General features: G+C 35.7%; 17 protein-coding genes and 4 pseudogenes. 7 read left to right on the top strand and 14 right to left on the bottom strand.

All coding sequences use genetic code 11. The features are described 5' to 3' along the window. Window positions 1–26: 26 nt before the first annotated feature. From J4T77_RS00330 to J4T77_RS00315, 4 genes are all read right to left on the bottom strand, one after another. A complete protein-coding gene (locus J4T77_RS00330) occupies window positions 27–755 on the bottom strand; it encodes an ankyrin repeat domain-containing protein (protein WP_233641046.1) in 729 nt (242 codons plus the stop codon). A gap of 1,207 nt (window positions 756–1,962) precedes the next feature. Beyond that, entirely contained in the window at window positions 1,963–2,541 is a 579-nt protein-coding gene (locus J4T77_RS00325; protein WP_190321113.1) for an RlmE family RNA methyltransferase, read from the bottom strand. Between the two features lie 76 nt (window positions 2,542–2,617). Beyond that, entirely contained in the window at window positions 2,618–3,193 is a 576-nt protein-coding gene (locus tag J4T77_RS00320; protein ID WP_190321112.1) for a PopZ family protein, read from the bottom strand. Between the two features lie 19 nt (window positions 3,194–3,212). After that, on the bottom strand, window positions 3,213–4,436 hold the full coding sequence (locus J4T77_RS00315; protein WP_190321111.1) for a TolC family protein: 1,224 nt from the start codon (window positions 4,434–4,436) through the stop codon (window positions 3,213–3,215). A gap of 129 nt (window positions 4,437–4,565) precedes the next feature. On the opposite strand from J4T77_RS00315, the gene rplM reads away from it, so the two are divergent. The 3 genes from rplM to J4T77_RS00300 all read left to right on the top strand — a co-directional run bounded on the left by rplM (window position 4,566) and on the right by J4T77_RS00300 (window position 5,948). Then, entirely contained in the window at window positions 4,566–5,024 is a 459-nt protein-coding gene (gene rplM, locus J4T77_RS00310) for a 50S ribosomal protein L13 (RefSeq protein ID WP_190321190.1), read from the top strand. Between the two features lie 10 nt (window positions 5,025–5,034). Further along, window positions 5,035–5,490 (top strand): 30S ribosomal protein S9, encoded by a 456-nt coding sequence (gene rpsI / locus J4T77_RS00305; protein ID WP_233641045.1) that lies wholly within the window; start codon window positions 5,035–5,037, stop codon window positions 5,488–5,490. 146 nt (window positions 5,491–5,636) lie between these two features. Continuing rightward, window positions 5,637–5,948, top strand: a complete 312-nt coding sequence (locus J4T77_RS00300) for an HU family DNA-binding protein (protein WP_010082594.1) — start codon at window positions 5,637–5,639, stop codon at window positions 5,946–5,948. Here the strand turns inward: J4T77_RS00300 and J4T77_RS00295 are convergent. Then, window positions 5,941–6,648 (bottom strand): pyridoxine 5'-phosphate synthase, encoded by a 708-nt coding sequence (locus tag J4T77_RS00295; RefSeq protein WP_190321110.1) that lies wholly within the window; start codon window positions 6,646–6,648, stop codon window positions 5,941–5,943. The two genes, J4T77_RS00300 and J4T77_RS00295, sit on opposite strands and share 8 nt — an antisense overlap. A 136-nt stretch (window positions 6,649–6,784) precedes the next feature. Here J4T77_RS00295 and J4T77_RS07445 point away from each other — a divergent pair. Further along, window positions 6,785–7,857: pseudogene (locus J4T77_RS07445) on the top strand (IS3 family transposase). A gap of 429 nt (window positions 7,858–8,286) precedes the next feature. On the opposite strand, the gene J4T77_RS00275 reads toward J4T77_RS07445, so the two are convergent. From J4T77_RS00275 to J4T77_RS06955, 9 genes are all read right to left on the bottom strand, one after another. After that, window positions 8,287–8,922, bottom strand: coding sequence for a membrane protein (locus J4T77_RS00275; protein ID WP_010962341.1), 636 nt, complete (start codon window positions 8,920–8,922; stop codon window positions 8,287–8,289). A 128-nt stretch (window positions 8,923–9,050) separates the two neighbouring features. Beyond that, window positions 9,051–11,567: a leucine--tRNA ligase gene (gene leuS / locus J4T77_RS00270; protein WP_010962340.1), complete on the bottom strand. Its 2,517-nt coding sequence runs from the start codon at window positions 11,565–11,567 to the stop codon at window positions 9,051–9,053. A 12-nt stretch (window positions 11,568–11,579) separates the two neighbouring features. Then, window positions 11,580–12,176 (bottom strand): murein hydrolase activator EnvC family protein, encoded by a 597-nt coding sequence (locus tag J4T77_RS00265; protein WP_006279879.1) that lies wholly within the window; start codon window positions 12,174–12,176, stop codon window positions 11,580–11,582. A gap of 45 nt (window positions 12,177–12,221) precedes the next feature. Further along, a complete protein-coding gene (locus tag J4T77_RS00260; protein WP_006279880.1) occupies window positions 12,222–12,548 on the bottom strand; it encodes a MerR family transcriptional regulator in 327 nt (108 codons plus the stop codon). Beyond that, window positions 12,548–12,853, bottom strand: a complete 306-nt coding sequence (locus J4T77_RS00255) for an integration host factor subunit alpha (protein WP_010082582.1) — start codon at window positions 12,851–12,853, stop codon at window positions 12,548–12,550. Before J4T77_RS00255 ends, J4T77_RS00260 begins: the two co-directional genes overlap by 1 nt. 60 nt (window positions 12,854–12,913) lie before the next feature. Then, the gene (locus tag J4T77_RS00250) at window positions 12,914–14,101 is read right to left on the bottom strand and encodes an MFS transporter (protein WP_138264764.1); all 1,188 of its coding nucleotides are present in this window, start codon (window positions 14,099–14,101) and stop codon (window positions 12,914–12,916) included. 694 nt (window positions 14,102–14,795) lie between these two features. Beyond that, window positions 14,796–16,298: a leucyl aminopeptidase gene (locus tag J4T77_RS00245; protein WP_190321108.1), complete on the bottom strand. Its 1,503-nt coding sequence runs from the start codon at window positions 16,296–16,298 to the stop codon at window positions 14,796–14,798. A gap of 96 nt (window positions 16,299–16,394) precedes the next feature. Then, window positions 16,395–17,036, bottom strand: a complete 642-nt coding sequence (locus tag J4T77_RS00240; RefSeq protein WP_010962336.1) for a protocatechuate 3,4-dioxygenase — start codon at window positions 17,034–17,036, stop codon at window positions 16,395–16,397. Window positions 17,037–17,041: 5 nt separating this feature from the next. After that, on the bottom strand, window positions 17,042–17,164 hold the full coding sequence (locus tag J4T77_RS06955; protein ID WP_255322264.1) for a hypothetical protein: 123 nt from the start codon (window positions 17,162–17,164) through the stop codon (window positions 17,042–17,044). A gap of 339 nt (window positions 17,165–17,503) precedes the next feature. On the opposite strand from J4T77_RS06955, the pseudogene J4T77_RS00235 reads away from it, so the two are divergent. The 3 pseudogenes from J4T77_RS00235 to J4T77_RS00225 form a co-directional block, all read left to right on the top strand. After that, window positions 17,504–18,073, top strand: a pseudogene (locus J4T77_RS00235) (IS66 family transposase); the annotation flags it as partial. Between the two features lie 54 nt (window positions 18,074–18,127). Further along, window positions 18,128–19,507, top strand: a pseudogene (locus J4T77_RS00230) (IS4 family transposase). Window positions 19,508–19,559: 52 nt separating this feature from the next. After that, window positions 19,560–19,862: pseudogene (locus J4T77_RS00225) on the top strand (PD-(D/E)XK nuclease family transposase); the annotation flags it as partial. Window positions 19,863–20,237: the final 375 nt, after the last annotated feature.

The following is a 20,237-nucleotide window of genomic DNA, read 5'->3' as shown; positions in this document are numbered from 1 at the left end:
AGCCTGTTCTTTTTCTAATGTATCATCTACTTTGTCTGTATTGTTTTCATTAACGATTGAGTTTGAAGAAGTCTGTTCATCCTCATCTTGTACATAGACTTTTTTGTTGTTTGGTGTAATTCTACTATTCTCTTCCTGATGTTTTGCACCCATGTTTGTACTGCAGCAGTTACGTTATTTCCGTTCAAAGCTAAATTTCCTGGAGTTTTATTATTAGGCTGCAGTAAAGTGCCTTGTCTATAAGGTTGTCTTCTCGTAGCTCTTGTCTCAGCATAACGTTGTTCTCCTTCCTCTAACATTTTTATTATAGCCTTTTTACCTTCTACATCGCCGACAATATCCCTTGGAGTTCGGCCTTGACTATCTTTTAGTAAAGGATTTGCGTCATTATTCAATAAAAGCTGAACTATCTCTTGATGACCATGCAAAGCAGCAATGTGCAAAGCAGTTAGCTTAGACTTAGCTTCATCAAGTTCATATATTGGTTCATTAACTTTTGCTTCCTTTGCTAGTAGGAGTTTTACTATTGGTACACTGTTACATTCCACAGCAAGATGTACCAACATATAATTTACAATTTTGTCTGAATCTAATATACTGAGCATCTTATCTATCTTCAAATTGTTATAAGTGCTATATACTATTGAGTCTGCATCTTTTAGCTTATTCCCTATTCTTTCAAGTAAATTATTCTCATTTAAACCTTCACTCTTGCTTACCTCATTTATTATTTCAAAAAACTTTTTCTTTTCCATTGCCGTAACCTTTCCTCTCAATTTATTTATTATTGCTGAACCATCTCACAAAAAAGTTAAGTTTGTCGAAATTCCATGTTTGATCTAAAAATTAGTCATAAACATTTTCTATGCAAGTAGCTGACACTGGTTCATTCTATAATGGTGTCACAGCAGTCCTACATCATGCCACCGCGAACCGTCATACCACGATTCATTCGCGGTATCTCATCCGCTAACTGTTCTCCCTCATCATACCGTCACGGTATCTCCAGATCCCGCTAACAAGTAGCGGGATGACGAGTTACTATACCACCGCGAACCGTTATACCGCGATTCATTCGCGGTATCTCATTCGCTAACTGTTCTCCCTCATCATACCGTCACGGTATCTCCAGATCCCGCTAACAAGTAGCGGGATGACGATTGTCAGGGTGTCATCCCAGCGGCCCCTATGATGTCATCCGAGTAGCCGACACTGGTTCCTTTATGATGGCAGTGCCCCTATGGTGTCATTCCAGTGCTTGACACTGGAATCCAGCCCTTCCATAATCATCAAAACATTGTATTTTAACGTAAAACAGCTATTTTTATGCTCACCAACTTAATAAAATTCCTGGATCCCAGTGTCAAGCACTGGGATGACAAGATATAAACCTTATCGTCATGCCGTCGCGAACCGTCATACCGCCGCGGTATCTCCAGATCCCGCTGGGATGACGATTGTCGTTTAGCTATAAACATTAAGAAATTTACCAAATGAAAAAAAGGCAAAAGAAGCCCTGGGGTTATTATCCGCTTTAAAATATTGGCGTTTTTTATGTTTTAAACGCTTGACAAGCGAGATTCAGCTGCTTTTAATTGCAACTAACTTACGCTGCAAATGTTTAAGAAGTTTACTAAGCAGAAAAAAAGACAAAGAATCCCCGAGTTAGCTAGTCTTTTACTATCTCTGTCGAGTATTGGCATTTTTTGATGTCTTGTAACGCTTTATAAGCGCGTTCAGCTTATTTAGATAAAAACCTAGATGTAGATGAAGTTTTGTAAAGACATACAGTATCTATATACTGTAAAAAATTGAACATAAGACGCCGATACATTAAGTAATCCTTACCTTTTAATCTGCAGATTGGCGAAAGCAAATACAATAGCTTCAGTTTCATGATAAGGGGGTTGGCGAAGGGTGTTAAGTAAGTTTTTTTGTTTCTGCGGACTACCTAGATTAATATTATATAAAAGTTTTGCTGCCAATAAAGCCTAAACTTACCAAATACATTTCTGTAGATTCAGATCTACTTGACTTTGGTTTAAAGTATTTTACTGTTTTAAACATTTTTTTTAGCTCGTTACAAAAATCTTTGTCAGATTCTCCTTGGAAAATTTTTACTACAAACGTGCCACCATGACTCAAGAAATGCTTTGCAAAATTGAGCGCTGCTTCGCATAAAAGCATAATTCTGATATGATCCAACGATTTTAAACCACAAGATTCGGGCGCCATGTCAGATAAAATTACATCAAATTTTTGATCCTTGAATTTTTCTCTTAAAATTTCAAACTCATTGATAATATCACATTGTATAAACTCTACTCCATTAATTGCGTTCATTGGTTTTATGTCAAGAGCAACCACATTTGCACCTTTCTGAGATGCAACTTGTGACCATCCACCAGGAGAAGCACCAAGATCAATAATTTTTTGCCCTTTTTGGAATAATTTAAATTTGTTATCCATTTCTACCAGCTTATATGCTGAGCGTGACCTATAACCATCCTTGCTAGTTTTTTGCACATACTGATCATTCAAATGACGATGTAGCCACCTTGTTGAAGATAGTTTTCTGCCTCTAGCCGTCTTTACTCTAGTTTTTATTGCTAATACCCTACTTATTATTGATTATATCTTTAAGCTCTTTTTCAACTACTTCTTTTACCAGTGCATGTAGATATTTATTCAGCCATTCTGAGAGCTGAGGTTTTAAAAGAGATGTAACTAATTCTTCAACAGTAAGGTTCGCTTTTTTTTGTTGTTTATGCTGTAATTCGTTTTGCATTTTTCCAAGCAACGCTTTGATCTCTTCCATATTCTCTTTTAAAATTAGATGATCGTTATTTTGCGCTTGTAAGCCGCTATTACTCGCTGTGTTATTACTCATTTGGATATTATCGTACAAATAAATATCTTTTTTTTCTTCTGAATTGTAGCTATGGCCATTAAATTGGTTATTGTTGCAAGCCATTTCCTCACTTTGGTCATCATTATCAATGTCCTCTTTTTCATTATTTTCTTTTTTGCCATCTTCTTCTATTTCTTCTGGATACTCTTCCTCAAGGTATAGCACATCATCATTTTCATCCTTTATTTCTGCTTTATCGTTACTCGCGTTTTTACCCGATATAGCTTTTTTTATATCTTCTAGGATATCTTTTACAGATTGATTACCTTGTTCATCATGCATAGTGCTAATACCATTAAATTTAGAGGTTTATACTATTTATCATAAAAAGCAAGTTGTAAACACTAATCACATAATTGCTTTTTGCTTCAACTAAGTCTGAACGTGCTTTAAATAATGCATCTTCAGTGTCCAAAAGGTCAGATGTACTCTTTAAATTTAAGTTTACTTCTTGCTCAACTCCTTCCAATGCTAGAGCTGCTGCTTTTTCCGCTTCTTGACTTGCTTTGATAATGGCCTTTGCTGTCAACACATTATTCCAAGCATTTACAACTGCTTGTTCTATATTTTTTACCGTTTCATAATAATCGTAGGTAGATTTTTTTGCATCCATTTTAGCTTTACTGACACCAAAAGCATTAACTCCTCTCTTAAAGATTGGAACATCAAGAGTAAAAACTACATGAACATTTTCTAATAGTTTGTCTACCTTCATACCATCCTCCCCAAAATTTTTGCTTGCACTTAGATTTAAAGAAGGAAGCCACTTGGAGCTTTCAGCAATCACTTCCATTCCGGCTGCTCTTTTTTGATAAACTGCTGCTTTTAGAGATAAATTATTGATTTTTGCTAACTGTAAACATTCATTTAACTCTGGAACAGAAGGTAGTTTATCATTAGCTTCAGAAAGGTCATCAGCATCTTCGCCAATCAAATGATAATAAGCAATATTTACCAACTTTAATTTACCTTCAGCATCAACTCTTTCGGATATAGAAGACGAAAATTTTGCTTTTGCTAACAAAACTTCAGCATTGGTTACCTCTCCAAGGGAAAAGCGTTTTTTCATAGCTGACAAATGTTCCAAAGAAACGCGTTCTTTATGTTCTCTGAGCTTTAATATTTCTGTCTTTTGTAAAACATTAACATATGCTTTCACAGCATTAAGTGCAAGCTCTTGTTTTAATTGCTGAAATCGCATCTTTTCTGCTTTGAGAAGATGGCTTGATCGACTGAATGTGGCAAAGGTACCACCGCCATCGATTAATTTCTGGCGCAATGTAAGTTTTTTTTCAGATGTATCAAGATTAAAGTTACTATCGAAATTGTATTGCAAATTAATGTCAGGTAAAAATCCAGCTAAACCAGAAGATTTATAGTGTTTTTCTGCGCTTTTATATTGGTAAAATTGAGACTTTATTTTTGAGCTATTTTTGATGGCTTTGCTTATCACTTCTCCCACATCGGTTGCATAGCAACTTATAGTATTAAAAATGATCGCAAGTGTGATAATCAATCGAAACATTCTAATTCTTATGCATATTGGTTGCGCAGCTCAATTACTAACATAAATTACTTTAATAATCAATAACTAATATTGTTGACACTATTGAGAAATTAAGTATATCATAGCTTACTATTGTTGGATCAAATAATGAAGACTTTTTTCTTAAAGGAGAAACAAATCAATAAAAAGTGGTTTGTCATGGATGCAGAAGGATTAGTGGTAGGGAGGCTTGCAGCATTTGTAGCGACACTATTACGTGGAAAGCATAAACCTGAGTATACACCTCATATGGATTGTGGCGATAATGTAATTATTATCAACGCAGAAAAGGTGCATTTCACCGGAAAGAAGCTTAAAGATAAAATTTACTATAAGCATACAGGTTATTCTGGTGGTTTGAAGAAAACTACTCCAGATAATATTTTAAATGGCAAATTTCCTGAGCGTGTAATAGAAATGGCAGTGAAAAGGATGCTTGATGATGGGCCTATGGCACGTAGACGCTTTGAAAATTTGTATGTTTATTCTGGTTCAGAGCATAAGCATCAAGGACAGCAACCTGAAAAGATAGATTTTGCCTCTTTGAATCGTAAAAATAAAAAGTAATGGAGTAAAAATGAAGAGTTTTACAATAAATAACAATGATTGGTCAGAAAAGACAATTAAATCAGCAGTTGATTCGCTTGGTCGTTTATATGCTACAGGCCGAAGAAAAGAATCTGTAGCAAGAGTATGGATAAAGCCGGGGAGTGGAAAATTTAGTGTTAACAAAAAAGGCGATCTAATTTCTTATTTTAAAAGAGAGTCAGTGTGCCAAATAGTAAAAATGCCATTTGTTGCAACTTCCACATTGGATAAATACGATGTATTTGCAACTGTAAAAGGTGGAGGGCTATCTGGTCAAGCAGGTGCTCTAGCTCATGGAATAAGCAGAGCTTTAAGTAGTGTAAGCCAAGATTTGCATTCTATACTACGTAATGGTGAGTTCTTAACTAGAGATTCACGTGTTGTTGAACGTAAGAAATATGGTCAACATAAAGCTCGGAAAAAGTGTCAATTTTCTAAGAGATAGTTATTTTATAGGGGTGTTTTTTTGTAAGTATTATACAAATATTTGCAAAAATGTATGATATCCTCTATTTTTGTGATGAATTTAGTTGACTATCGGTGTCAACATAATATGCTATTTATGTGATTTTTTCAATATTAAGGTAATTTATGAGTAAAGAAGATATAATAAAACAATTAAAGGAAGATTGTTCTAGTCAGAATATAGATATAACAAAATCTGATTTGAGCAAGATTCATGATGCGTTTATTAAAATAATAAAGAATGAGCTGCATGGGAAAGGTGAAATACGTTTGCATGGAATAGGAACATTTTCTACTGCTATCAGTCAGGAAAAACAATGTCGTAACCCCCAAAGTGGTCAGATCATGACTGTTCCTAAAAAGACAAGGGTAAAATTTAAAGCAAGCCAAACTCTTTTAAGTATTTTAAATGAGAAGGAAAAAGCAGCAGTTAGTTAGACATTGTCATTTTCATTGTTTTTACTACGCTGTGTAAGCCGTAAAATACAGCTTCGCTAATTAAATAGTGGCCTATGTTAAGAGCTGAGATGTGAGATATTCTTGTCATCTTCTTAGCGTGTTTATAAGTTATGCCATGTCCTGCGTGGCATTCTATTCCTAATTTATTGACGTACTCTGCAGCATTAGTAATTAACTGTAACTTTTTTTCTGATGGATTATCACAGTAATCCCCTGTGTGAATTTCTATTATGTCAGGTTTTGTCCCTAGCTTTTCAAGATATTTTAGTTGATCAATATTTGGATCGATAAACAGTGAGACTTTTATGCTAGAGCTATGCATTTCCTCTATTATACTAGAAAGTTTACTGTGCATATTCACGATATCCAGGCCACCTTCGGTTGTTAATTCTTCTCTTTTTTCTGGTACTATACTAATCGAATAGGGTTTTACCTTTTTTGCTATTTCAAGCATTTCTTCCGTGGCTGCAATTTCAAGATTTAGCTCAGTGCTAATGCTTTTTTTTAGGTTAAATACGTCTTCATCTCTAATATGCCTTCTATCTTCTCGTAAGTGTACAGTAATAAAGTCTGCTCCAGCGTCAATGGCTATTTCTGCTGCTTTCAATGGATCTGGATAAGAAGTTCCACGTGCGTTGCGGAGGGTTGCAACGTGATCGATATTAACACCTAGTTTCACAATCTACCTCAGAAATTATTTATAGATTATACATGTTATTAGGTTTTTTGCATAGTCATTGTTTGACCTTACCCAGAAAAAGTGGAGAGAAAGAAAAGAGTTTTTTTGGGTAAAATAAAATTTTGGAGGATTAGAAATGGTAAGAGAATATACAGCAGAATTCAAATTGGAAGCTGTTAAACTGGCAAATGAACAAAGAAAGGTAGGTCAACCAGTTGCAAAAGTAGCAAGAGATCTAGGAATAAGGGATAGTGTATTAGGAAAATGGATAAAGAAACACAACGAAAAAAAGTCGGCGGCAAATGCATTTCCAGATGTAGCACCTTATGACAAAGAGAGGTTTGATTTACAAAGCAAGAGTAACAAGGGAAAGAGACATTAAAAAAAAGCCCTGGCCAGTCAAAAGAGTAAAATATTTTTTATATAGTAACTGCTATAAAGTACAGGAATTATGTAGGATTTTCTGCTAGTGGCTACTATAAGTGGACCACAAGAAAAATAAGCAGTAGAGAATCAGCAAATAAAGAGCTACTCGCAGCTATTCAAAAAATATATCAAGTTTCTAAATGTAGATATGGAGCTCTAAAATTCATGCTGAATTGAAGGCTTTGGGTAAAAGTTGCAATTTGAAAACGGTGCAAAGTATTATGCAGAAAAATGACATCAGGGCTATACTGAGAAGAAAGTTTAAAATTAAAAACAACAAACAGATAATAGAGCTGTAGCTCCCAATATACTAGATCAAAACTTTATTGTTGATCAACCAAATAAAGTATGGGATTACTTACATCAAAACCAAGGAGGGATGGCTATATTTGGCAGCAATAATTCTCACGTATGGTAGTTAATGAGTAGTGCAATAAATAAACAATTGGTTATGAACTCTTTATTAATGGCCATTAATAGGCGTAAACCTGTTAAAAATCTACTGCTGCACAGTGACCAAGGTTCACAATATACTGCGCAAGGGTATCAATATCTCTTAGCTGTAAAGAATATAGATGAGTAATAAAGGCTGTTGTTACGACAATTCTGTTGCAGAAAGCTTCTTTAGCTCATTGAAAAGAGAAATACTTATTGATACTTCACAACACTCTGCTCAACAAACTAGAACTGCAATATTTGAATACATAGAAATTTTTTATAACAAACAACGTCACTATTAACTATTGCATTCCAGAACAATTTGATGCATCATTCTTTTTGTAAAAAACATTCCACACTTTCTCTCCACTTTTTCTGGGTAAGGTCATTTTTGCCTTGACCAAGAAAAAATTCAGCTATTGCCTTACTTTCTCTTGCAACAACTTCTTCCTTAACAATTTTTCCTTTCTCATCAACGATACTTATAAAAGTTTCTTTTAGTGAGATCGCTATAATATTCCATGAGACTGCTCCTACTAATAAAAGTTTAAATTATTTTTGAAGAACTTATTCTACTGAATTCGTTACTTCGTGCTAAAATAATGGACTCCATCATTCAACAGCAATTACAGTATGTTTACCCTTTTTCTTGTTATTTTTCTAATCTATAGCTAGCGTTCAAAACCATATTCGAAAATACGTTTTCGGATTTTTTTTAATGCTGTTTATTTCATCCTCAACATCGTCTCTACCTTTATGAACTAAGTAGCAGCATTAAAAATTATAACGTACCCCTATCTCTAGAGTTGCATCTGGTATTTGTTTTGCTTTTATACCACTTAGTTGCCCACCCATGGTCATACCAACTGCACCAATTATCTGCGGAGTAATTTCATAATCAACACCTAACTTTAGTTTATAGGAAATAGAACTCAGTATTTTATCTACTACAGATGAACCAGCAGCTTCACCACCTGATTCTGGAGCACCTTGTGTTTCTTCTTCCTTTTCTTTTTCTTCTTGTGAACTATTGCCATCACCATCAACTGTATCACTAACACCAAAGCCAAAAGGTGTTATTTGGAGATATCCTCCTAAACCTCCGCTGACATATAGTTTAACGGGATCAATATCAAGGTCAGGATAGAAGCGGTAGTTTGCCAATAAGCTAGCTCCTATGCTCTTTAATGACTTAATATTACTGAGAACCTCAAGTTCAAATTTAGAGTTTTGGTCATAATGGTAACCAAGAACAACACCAGGTTTCATTTTAAAGCCACCACCCCAACCAGCACCAAAGTTTAAACCTGCATAGTACTTATCTTCTGACTTACTTGCACTATTACTAGCTGCACCTGCTAGAGATGAAGTAAGCAACACAGCCAAAACGCACAATCTCTTTATTTTCATATAACTCCTCATACAAAAAAATATATAATGCATAAGTATATATCCTTTATATTAAAAAAGATATAACTACATGTCAAAAAAAGTATAGCCATAAAATCAGATTATATAAAACGTACTACTCAGGTCTTTTATATAACTATATTTACTATCTTATTTGGTACAGCATATACAGTGCGAACTTTGCTTTGATCGATCTTACTGGACACAGAGTCTATCGCTATTTTCTTCAATTCTTCTTGAGGTAAGTTAATTGCCACCTTGATTGTTGTACGTAATTTTCCATTGATTTGCACTGCTATAGTTACCGTATCGTCAACTAATAATGATTCATCAGCTTTTGGCCAAGGTTGACCTCCTATTTCTTGCCATAGGCTTTCAGCTAGATGTGGTATGAATGGTTCGATTACTCTGATTAATATACATATACCTTCATCAATAAGAGATTTTCCAGTTTTTACGTCTATTTCAGCTATTAAATTCGTCATCTCACGAAATTTTGCCACTACACAGTTTAATCTGCAGTTTTCCAAGTCATCTGTAAGTCCGTGTAAGAGTTTATGAATTTTTTTTCTGTACTCCAGAAGTCCACCCGTAACATTTTCATTATCATAGTGTATATTTACAGGTCTTAGCTGCATGACCATACGCCACAATTTATTTACATAACGAGAACAACCTTCCACGCCATCATCGGACCATTCCATATCTTTCTCCGGAGGAGTGTCGGACAACACAAACAAGCGAGCAGTATCAGCACCATACTTTTCTATGATAAAGTTTGGGTCAACTGTATTCTTTTTCGATTTGCTCATTTTTTCAACTTTGCCCACTTGAACTTTTGCACCTCGCGCTATTAATTCTTTTGCTTCTGCGGGAAATAGCCACTTACCATTTTCGTCTTTATAAGTTGCATGGCAGACCATTCCTTGAGTGATTAAAGTAGAGAAAGGCTCTTTAATATCAAAATAGCCACATTTGGTTAAAGCACGGCAGAAAAATCTTGAATAAAGCAAATGCAGAATTGCATGTTCTATCCCACCTATATAATAATCAACAGGCATAAAACGATTACATGCATCTTTGTCTATTGATTTATCTTCACTACAGAATGCAGCAAAATACCAGGAAGATTCAAAAAAGGTGTCGAATGTATCAGTTTCACGCTCTGCTTGCTTTCCGCACTTTGGACAATCAACAAATTTCCAAGTTGGGTGCTTATCCAGCGGATTGCCACCACTTGTAAATTCTACATCTATTGGTAGAACTACAGGAAGGTCTTTTTCTGGCACTGGAACAGTTCCGCAATCTTTGCAATATATGATAGGTATAGGGCATCCCCAATAACGCTGCCTTGAAACTCCCCAATCGTGCAAACGATAGTTTATTGTTTTTTTGCCTATTTTTTTTTCTTCAAATTTTTTAACTATGGCTTCCTTTGCTTCACTAACCATTAATCCGTTTAAGAATTCGGAGTTAAACATTGTCCCGTCTCCAGTATACGCCTCCTTTGTCATCTGAGTAGCTTGACACTGGGATCCATTGTAAGAATTCTGGTCACGCGCTGGAATGACACCTAAGTGGGCTGAAGAAATAACGGGAATTATCGGCAAATTATATTTCTGTGCAAATTCAAAGTCACGCTGATCATGTGCAGGGCAACCAAAAATCGCGCCTTCCCCATATTCCATCAACACAAAATTCGCTATGTAAAGCGGCAATTCCTTATCAAGAAATGGATGTTTGACGTTTAATCCGGTGTAAACTCCTATTTTTTCATCGTTCTCTCTTTTTGATTTTATTTCCTGGATCCCAGTGTCAAGCACTGGGATGACAACAGAAGAACCATTCTTTAAATCCTGCACAATAGGATGCTCTGCTGCCACTGCACAAAAAGAAGCCCCAAACAAAGTATGAGGATAAGTTGTAAAAACTTTTAATTTCTTATTCAGGCCAACTACTTCAAACTCTATAGTTGCTCCTTCAGATTTTCCTATCCAACGCTCCTGCATTGTTTTGACTTTTTCTGGCCAATTTTTCAAACTTTGCAGGCACTTGAGTAAATCTTCAGCGAAATCAGTAATCTTTAAAAACCATTGGGACAACTTACGTTTTTCAACAACTGCACCTGATCGCCATCCTTTTCCATCAACCACCTGTTCATTTGCAAGCACTGTTTGGTCCACTGGATCCCAGTTAACCCATGACTCTTTTCGATAGGCAAGCCCATGCTTTAAAAAATCCAGGAAAAATTTTTGTTCGTGTTTATAATAGTCAGGTTCACATGTGGAGAGTTCACGCTCCCAATTATAAGAAAGACCTATAGATTTCAACTGTGTACGCATATTATCTATATTCTCTTTTGTCCATGTTTCGGGGCTAATATTGTTATCCCTTGCTGCATTCTCAGCTGGTAATCCAAACGCATCCCAGCCAATTGGATGCAAAACCTCAAATCCATTAGCTCTCTTGTAACGCGCTATCACATCCCCTATTGCATAGTTACGTAAGTGTCCCATATGAATTTTACCAGATGGATATGGAAACATTTCCAACACGTAACACTTTTCTTGTTTACCACTCTTGCTTACAGAAAAATCCCATTTATCTTGATAAAATTTTTCAACACTTTTAAAATCATATTTCATATAAATCCAAATTCAATTACAGTTCATATGCATCAAAGGATCAACCGCTTGGCCATTATGTCGTATTGTGAAACACATCTGTGGATCTTTATCTTGTGTGCTTGATTTACCTGCAGATCCAATTACTTGACCTTGCTTTACTTTATCGCCAATTTCAACATGTATGTTTTTTAAATAGGAGTACACAGTCATGTAATTATCTTTGTGTTCCACTATAATTAAATTCCCATACCATCTCAGCCCTTTGCCTACATATATCACTTTGCCTGGTGCAGAGGAAACTACGTTCGTTCCATTTTGAGCAGCAATTTTTATACCATCCTTACACATTTCATCAGAAGAGGTAGCTGAACCTTTAACTGGCATTACAAATTTACAATTTACCCCCACATTTTGTGTATTATTGTTATCTTTGTATATCCTATTTATGATGGCTTTTCTACTTTCTTTTTGCACTGAAGGCTCCCTAATTAAATGGTACTCTCTTGTATATTCCAGATCTCTTTTTCCGTAAAATTCTTCGCCTTTAAGCAGCACAGGTGCAGGTTTTTGCAGGCCACAGCCTATTAATATTGCTAATAACATAAGAAATGAGGCTATATGCCACATTTTAAACTCTCACAAAACTCCAAAATTTTAGCGAGACGTAGTGTTTCACGCCTGCTTGTTACTTTCCTCGTTATTTATTTTACTAGTTAAATAGTCCCTCAAATCGGTGAGTTCTTGCAACAAATTCTTTGTGACTTTTATATCATTACCAAATTCTTTTTGCACTCCTTTTATTGTATATCCTTTATCATATAGCATGTATTTTACTTTCTTTATGGCCTCTATACACTTGCGATCATATAGCCTTCTTCCTTTACGCTTTGTAGGCTTAATTTGATGAAATTGACCTTCCCAAAATCTCAAAACATGCTGTTCCAAATGTAGCTCTTCAGCTACTTCCCCAATCGTATAAAATAATTTTTCCTTGTTCATTAATTATTGATTGATTTTTTTATAATTTTTGAAGGCCTAAAAGAAACTGAATTTCTTGCCTGAATCATCACTTTCTCCGATGTATTTGGTATATTTCCTGGTCTTTCCTTCTTTTTCTTAACCAAGAATGTTCCAAATGACGATATTTTTACTATTCCATCCTTTACCAAGCTTGTCTTTATTTCGTCCAATATATCATCTATTATCGAAACATAGTCTTCCTTTGATAATCCTATTTCTTGGTTTATATCTCCAGCTATCGTTGCCTTAGTTACTGTTGTGTCTTTTGTTGTAACGTGATCCATTATTGATAAATATTACAATACGTAAATATAATATAGCAATCGACTCGAGATTCAGCTACTTTATTTTTTAGAGTATGTCTCTTTTGTTGCATAATTTAAAATACCGGCAACTATCAATATCGCAAATATTGCAAAAAGTTCCATTTTATGATCTGTAAAAAGTGCTAACATTGACACTATAACTCCACTGCCAATAAACATAAATCCATTGATAATGGATGATGATGTGCTGATGTATTTTCGTTTCACAATCTCGCTGCCGACAGTAAAATTAAGCATATGTCCTCCCGCAAAAAACCCGAACATTAACATACAAAAGTACACAACGTGGACTGTTAAATGGCTGTATAGTAAAATAATAATTGAGACGCCTTGCAATAAAGCAAAAGCAGAAATTACATGTTTCCTATTTTTAAATAAGTTTGAGATTCGATCTGCAATTGGAGCACCAACTGCAAGACCAAGCCATAGTATTGCAGTTGCTATACCTGACTCCATTGCATTGAGTTCTGAGTTGCCCAGTAACCTTGGAGCCCACAAGGTATTAAGTGCTAAAAATGTTCCAAAAGTAATAGCACCCACCACTGAAGTTATCCAGATATCTCTTAATTTTAGCACTGTTAATATAGAGCACATTACTGTCTTCATAGAGCTTTTTATTGTGCGCTTTTCTGAGCTGCTTTCTGGAAGTGTGTTTGGACAAAAAAGCGTAAGTACAAATATCAACACACCAAATAGTATTATGCATACAATCAGATTTTTCCAATATGCATCTTCGGCAAGCAAGTTAGAGAACAGTATTTGAATTACCAAAGCAGAAAGGCTTGAAATTGTCTGCACTAGTGAAAACATTAGTCCAAATTGGGCAGCGGAAAAACATATGCTACTTGTGTGAGCAGCACCAATAAAACCAAATGATGCTCCAGTTGCAATCAACACTTGAGACAAAATCAAATGGGAGAAATTGTCACTATTAATAAGGACAAAAAACCCCAAGATCATAGTTGATAACGAGAAAAAATAAATTTTTTTACTGGAAAAAACATTAAACGTTGCTCCACTAAAAAATTGTAAGATGGCGAAAGTCCAAGTATATGCTGAATTAGCCAGTGCAACTTGCGCGATTGTAAGTCCAAGTTCCTTTTCGAGATTTACACTTATAAAGGTATAAATTATCTGCATGTTGCTGAATATAACAACCAAGTTACTAATCAGCCAAATGAACCAAGCCTTAGCTCTGCTTTCCATAAGATTTATTTTTATAAGTAATCTATTAGAAATTTAACACTAAGTCTCTTTTTAAGCTATTGTTTCCTGACTACTGTTATAGCTAACCCAAAAAACGGTTTCCCTACGTCATGCCGCCGCGGTATCTCTTAGCCGCTAACAAGCAGCGGGATGACGATTGTCAGGGTGTCATCCCAGCGCCCCTATGATGTCATCCGAGTAGCCAACACTGGTTTCCATCCAAGACGGTGTCATTCCAGTGCTTGACACTGGAATCCAGACTTTAATTGTTATACTTGTAAATAATCTGGTGAAAATAAACGTTCATCTCAAAATGCAGTATTTTTGTTGAAATAGCTCAACTGGATCCCAGTGTCTGGGCACTGGGATGACACCATAGGAGGCTACTTGGATGACAAAAAAAGGAGCACTGGGATGACAGCAGTCCTACGTCATACCGCCGCGGTATCTCTAGATCCCGCTAACAAGCAGCGGGATGACGAGCTTATCGTCACGCCGCCACGAACCGTCATACCGCGATTCATTCGCGGTATCTCAGCCGCTAACAAGTAGCTGGATGACGGTTGTCAGGGTGTCATGAAAGTAGCTGACACTGGAATCCAGAAAAAAAGAAATATGTATCAGCTACTTTCATTTGCTGCGCCTCGAAAATAAACGTTCATGTAGCTAAGCCATAAATCCAGTATAAAGACCTTTAATCATTGGCTTCGTAGTACTTCTCAACCAACTTATTAAGTAACCTTACACCAAAACCTACTGCTCCTCTTGGACAAATGTCAGTACCTTTCTCGTGCCAAGCAGTGCCTGCGATATCTAAATGTGCCCAGCAAGTTTCATTCACAAAACGCTGTAAAAACTGTGCAGCCATTATGCTATCTCCACCAGAGCCTGCAGGAGCGATGTTTTGAACATCAGCAATCGGTGAATCAATAATTTTGTCATAAGTTTCATTCATAGGAAAACGCCATAACTTCTCATTTACTTCATTTCCTGCATCAATCAGACGGTTTGCTAATTCATCATTATTTGAAAAAAGACCAGCATATTCGTTATTTCCAAGTGCAACCACTATAGCACCAGTTAAAGTTGCAAGATCAATCATAAATTTTGGTGAGAATCTATCTTGCGTATACCATAAAGCATCTGCAAGTATGAGCCTTCCTTCTGCATCGGTGTTCAACACTTCTATTGTTTGTCCAGACATTGAAGTTACTACATCACTTGGTCTTTGAGCATTACCACCCACTGCATTTTCTGCAAGTGCGACCATACCGATCGCATTTACTTTTGCTTTTCGTCCTGCTAAAGCATGCATCACCCCAACCACAGTAGCAGAGCCTGCCATGTCATATTTCATTGACTCCATACCACGTGAAGGTTTGAGTGATACTCCACCAGTGTCAAACGTTATACCTTTACCAACAAAAGCTATAGGCTTTTGTTCTTTAGAAGCTCCATTCCATTTTATCACTACTAATTTTGGTTCTTTACTACTTCCTTGTGCAACTCCAAGCAAGGCTCCCATTTTTTTCTCTTCCATCTGCTTTTTATCAAGCACCTCGATTTCAAGGCCAAGCTTAGTAAGTTCTTTTTTTATATGATCAGCATAGGATTCTGGATATAGAATGTTAGGAGGCTCTGTTATAAAAGAGCGCGCAAGGAATATACTCTCACCTTCTTGCCTTAAGTGCTCAAATGATCTTTCAGCATTACTTAATTGTTCATCTTTTACTAATACGGTAATCTCCTCTACCTCTGTAATTTTCTCATCCTTTTTAGTTTTATACTTATCAAACTTAAAACTACGCAGAAACGCACCATATGCAACATTTGCTGCACTACCTTCGATTAAAACCGCTGCTTTTTTAATTTTTAATCTGCTTAGCTCACAATATATTTTACCACCAATATTTAATTCTTTATTTTCATTCCATTCATCCTTCTTACCCAGTCCAACAACTATAACATTTTTTTCTTCTGGCAAAGCAGTAGAGAAAAATTCACCAAAACTTCCATTGAAATCGCTAAATTGCTTTATATTATCTATGACCTGTTTTCCTTGCAAAACTCCGCCATCATTTACGGTTTCGTTGTCTTCAAATAAACCCATTACTATTGTTTTAAAATCGGGCGAAATTTTAGAAATTGTTATTTTCATTGCTGGTATCTCCGTTGCAAATAATTGTAAACTGTACATAAAACATAGCAAAAACATCAGTAAGATATTTTTCATATACATCCTAAGTACAATAACACTTAAGTTTACTATGGACTCCCTTACATGCAAGGTTTTTTATCTTTTATTAGAGAACTTATTATATCCGCCCAAGGTAATGTTAAACGTATAGGTTTTTATGACCTGATCACTGTAAGTAAATGGTGTTATGAGAAGGCTTGCAAGCCCATTACTAACAAAATCTTCAAGAACAGGATCAGCGCAATTATCGCAATTATGGTCAGCAAAAAACATTTGCGTTGTGAATTCTGGAAAATCCGGATGTTGAACTAGAAAGTTGATATGTGGAGCTCTATCACCAATTTTACCAGGTGCTATCGTAATAAAATTATAATAGCCAAGATTATTCACTACAAACCTTCCTGATCCAGCAAAATTCAGATCATCCTCTATATTCTTATCGTAATGGTTCACGCCGCGTGAATTCGCGTGCCATATAGAAACTACAGCATTTTGTATTGGTAAGCAGTTTATATCAGTAATTCTACCCACTATGTGTATTAATTCCCCTATTGCACTATTTGGAGAACCAGGTTTCCTTCTTAAATTGTTTGAAGAGCTAAAATTTTTTGGCCTTGCATCAAGGTCATATATTTCCGGAGTTTTAATGCAGTTGAGCAAAACAGGATCAGCTGCAAATAGCGGCAAACTGAATATCATTTGTACTAAAAGTGCTAACAAGATATTTTTCACATTCATTTCATTTATAATAGACTTCTTGCATAACCATATAACAAACTTTTATTGGAAATAGAAACGAAAAAACTTGCTTGACACCCTTCGCCAGCCCCCTTATCATGAAACTGAAGGTATTCAGTTATCTTCATCTGTGCAGATTAAACAGCAAGAAAACAACGTAGTTGGCGTCTTATTTTTAATTTTTTGCACTATGTGCACCTTATGTCTTCACAATATTTCTAGGTTTTTACCTACACAAGCTGAAACGCGCTATTTAAAACATTAAAAAACGCCAACTTAAAAAATGGATAGTGAATAACTAGCTACCCTAGGGTTTCTTTTGCCTTTTTTTCTGTTTAGTAAATTGTATCCGTTCAGCGGAGTGGTAGAATAAGGTAGACAAAGCAAGATAATAAAGATAATCATAGAGCAAAAGTGAGGTAATGTGGTAAACCTTTGAGAACTTTGCAAAAAAATTTACAGCAAAAATAGAAAAACTGAAAGCAGAGATAGAAAACTTAAAAGCAGAAAATAAAGCTTTAAAGATAGAGAACGCTGAATTAAAGGAAAGGCTCGGTTTAAATTCAAAAACTCATCCCTGCCCAGCTCAAAAGAGCTATACAAAATAAAAAAGGACAAGCCAAAAAGCGAAAGGAATGTTGGCGATCAGGTTGGGCATAAAGGAAATTTTCATGCCACAATGGAAGCGGATAAAGTAGTAAAAATAGAGTTGCCTAATATTTGCGAATGCGGAGGAGAGCTTGTAATATGCGAAAAACCTTATGTTCACCAAAAAGTTGATCTTCCGGAAATTAGGCCTTATGTAGTAATTGGAACATGGTCGTTGTTGGAGATGCAGAAAAAGAAAAAGTAGCAAGTTACCAGAAGGTGTTACGCCAGATACATTTGGTCCAAGGGTTAAGTCTATAATTGCAGCACTCAGCGGATTTTACAAAAACTCAAAGCGTGAAGTGGCTAGTATCATAAATGACATTTTTAATTTGAACATAAGTGTTGGCAGCATATCAAATCTTACTATTACCCACAAATATAAATGTACTTATAAATAAAGTATTACAATATTAAAGTTTGCAAATATTGAGGGTATAAAAATGGCAAACGAGAGTAATGAATGGGCTAAAAATGAATTTGGAGATGCTGTACTTGGAGATAAAAGATTAACTGACCGATTAGTAAAGATTGCTGATAGTTTGATAAGTTTACCTGAAAGCTCAATTAATGAGGCATGCGGAAGTTGGTCAGAAGCAAAAGCAGCATAACGTTTTTTTCAAAATGAGAACGTAAAAGAAGTCGATATTCTAGCTTCACACATTGATAAAACAGTTGAAAGAACAAAAGCTCATAAAAGAATTCTTGTGATTCAAGATACAACTTATATTTCATACTCAAGCCATAAGCGGATTGGGAACTATTGCTGGAAAAGGAGCAGTAATGCATACAGCCCTTGCTGTTAGTACGGAAGCTGGGAATACTGGATCAAAAGATTTACTCGAGGCAACTCATTTCTGAAGAAGAAAAAAGACTAAAGAGCCATCGTAACAACGTTCATATTGAGGATAAAGAAAGTATGAAATGGCTAGAAAGTTTAAAGAAAACAAATAATATTATAGATCTGGCCCAAACCGAAGCTATAACTGTATGTGACAGAGAAGCAGATATGCATGATTTTTTTGAACTTGCACATAATCTTAACTCAGCAATTTTAGTAAGAGCTCGCCACAACAGAAATGTAAATAAAAAATTCATGCATACCAGGAACAAGCAAAAATTATGGTCATTTATCCAAGGCCTCCCTTGCGCTGGAAAAGTAGAAGTTGAAATCCCTGCTAGAGATAACAAGCAAAAAAGGACAGCGTTTTTAGAAATTAGATTCGGAAAATTTATCACATGAAGGCCATATAAAATGTAAAGAAGGTCACATAAAATATAAACCGACAGAGTCTACAACTTCACGCAATTCATGTTGTTGAAAAAAACTCTCCTCCCGAAGCAAGTCCTCTAGAGTGGATGCTTTTTTCCGGTCAGTACTTTTGAAGAAGCTGTTGAAAAAGTTAGTTGGTATTGTTTGAGATGGAAAATAGAGATATTGCATAAGATTTTAAAATCTGGTCTCAAAGTTGAGGAATGTAGACTTGGAACAGCAGAAAGATTAATGAGGTATTTAACAGTCATGAGCATTATTGCTTGGAGAATTTTCTTTATTACATCAATTGCAAGAACTAACCCAACATTACTATGTACTGCCTTATTAGCTGAGGAAGAATGGAAAGTTTTATATGTTAAAATACACAGGAAACCATGTCCAAATATAGCCCCTACTATAAAAGAAGCCGTTTCGTGAACTTGGAGGTCATTTAGCAAGAAAAAGCGACCCAAAACCAGGACCAATTACTCTTTGGAAAGGGTGGAGACGTCTCTTTGATCTAGCAGAAGGATGGAGGCTTGCTCATGAACCTCATATTTGTGGGTAATAGTAAGGTTTCTAAGGGAGGGAGTAGTAGTAATACTGCTTCCTTACCTGATCAGTTTGCTCGTGATAAAGGTTTTGAGAAACGAGCTCAACTATATGCTGCTAAGGCTTACTCAAGGCAAGCTGATAAATCTGGTAAGTACATTGATTTAAAGAAGGTTTTCTTTATTGCTATCTCTAATTGTAATTTATTTCCTGATAAGCTTGATTATATATCCAGCCACACTATAAGAGATGAGAAAACCTATGAGCATGACTTAAAAGATTTTCAATTTGTATTTATTGAACTACCTAAATTTCCTAAGAATAAGGAAGAACAGCTAGAAAGCATAGTGGATCGTTGGTTATTTTTCTTCAGTGCGACCCGGAAAGCCGTGGTTTTGTGATGGTTAAATTCCATCTTCCCTAGACATCGGGGATAATGTATGTCTCACATTTCAAAGGATGGCAACCTTTGGGATGCAAGCATGAGATAAAAGTAGGTAACACTAAACCTCATGGTGAATCCCTGCAAACAGAGTTAGATATGATTACGAGAGGAACCTATGTTTGAATTGTCGTCAAAGCATAGTATGCGAAAAGAGGTTGAACTACGCATAGACCAAAATGGTACGAAGCAAAAGGGGAACTAAAGATTGAAGACTTTAGTTATTGATGTTCCCAGCTTCCGGCAAATAGTAGGAATCTAAGTTTAACGTGAAACGAAGCTATGGAACGGAGTAACCACATAA

Source organism: Wolbachia endosymbiont of Drosophila innubila, from assembly GCF_021378375.1.
GTDB classification, from domain to species: Bacteria; Pseudomonadota; Alphaproteobacteria; order Rickettsiales; family Anaplasmataceae; genus Wolbachia; species Wolbachia pipientis.
This window is presented reverse-complemented; position numbering and strand designations above follow the sequence as displayed.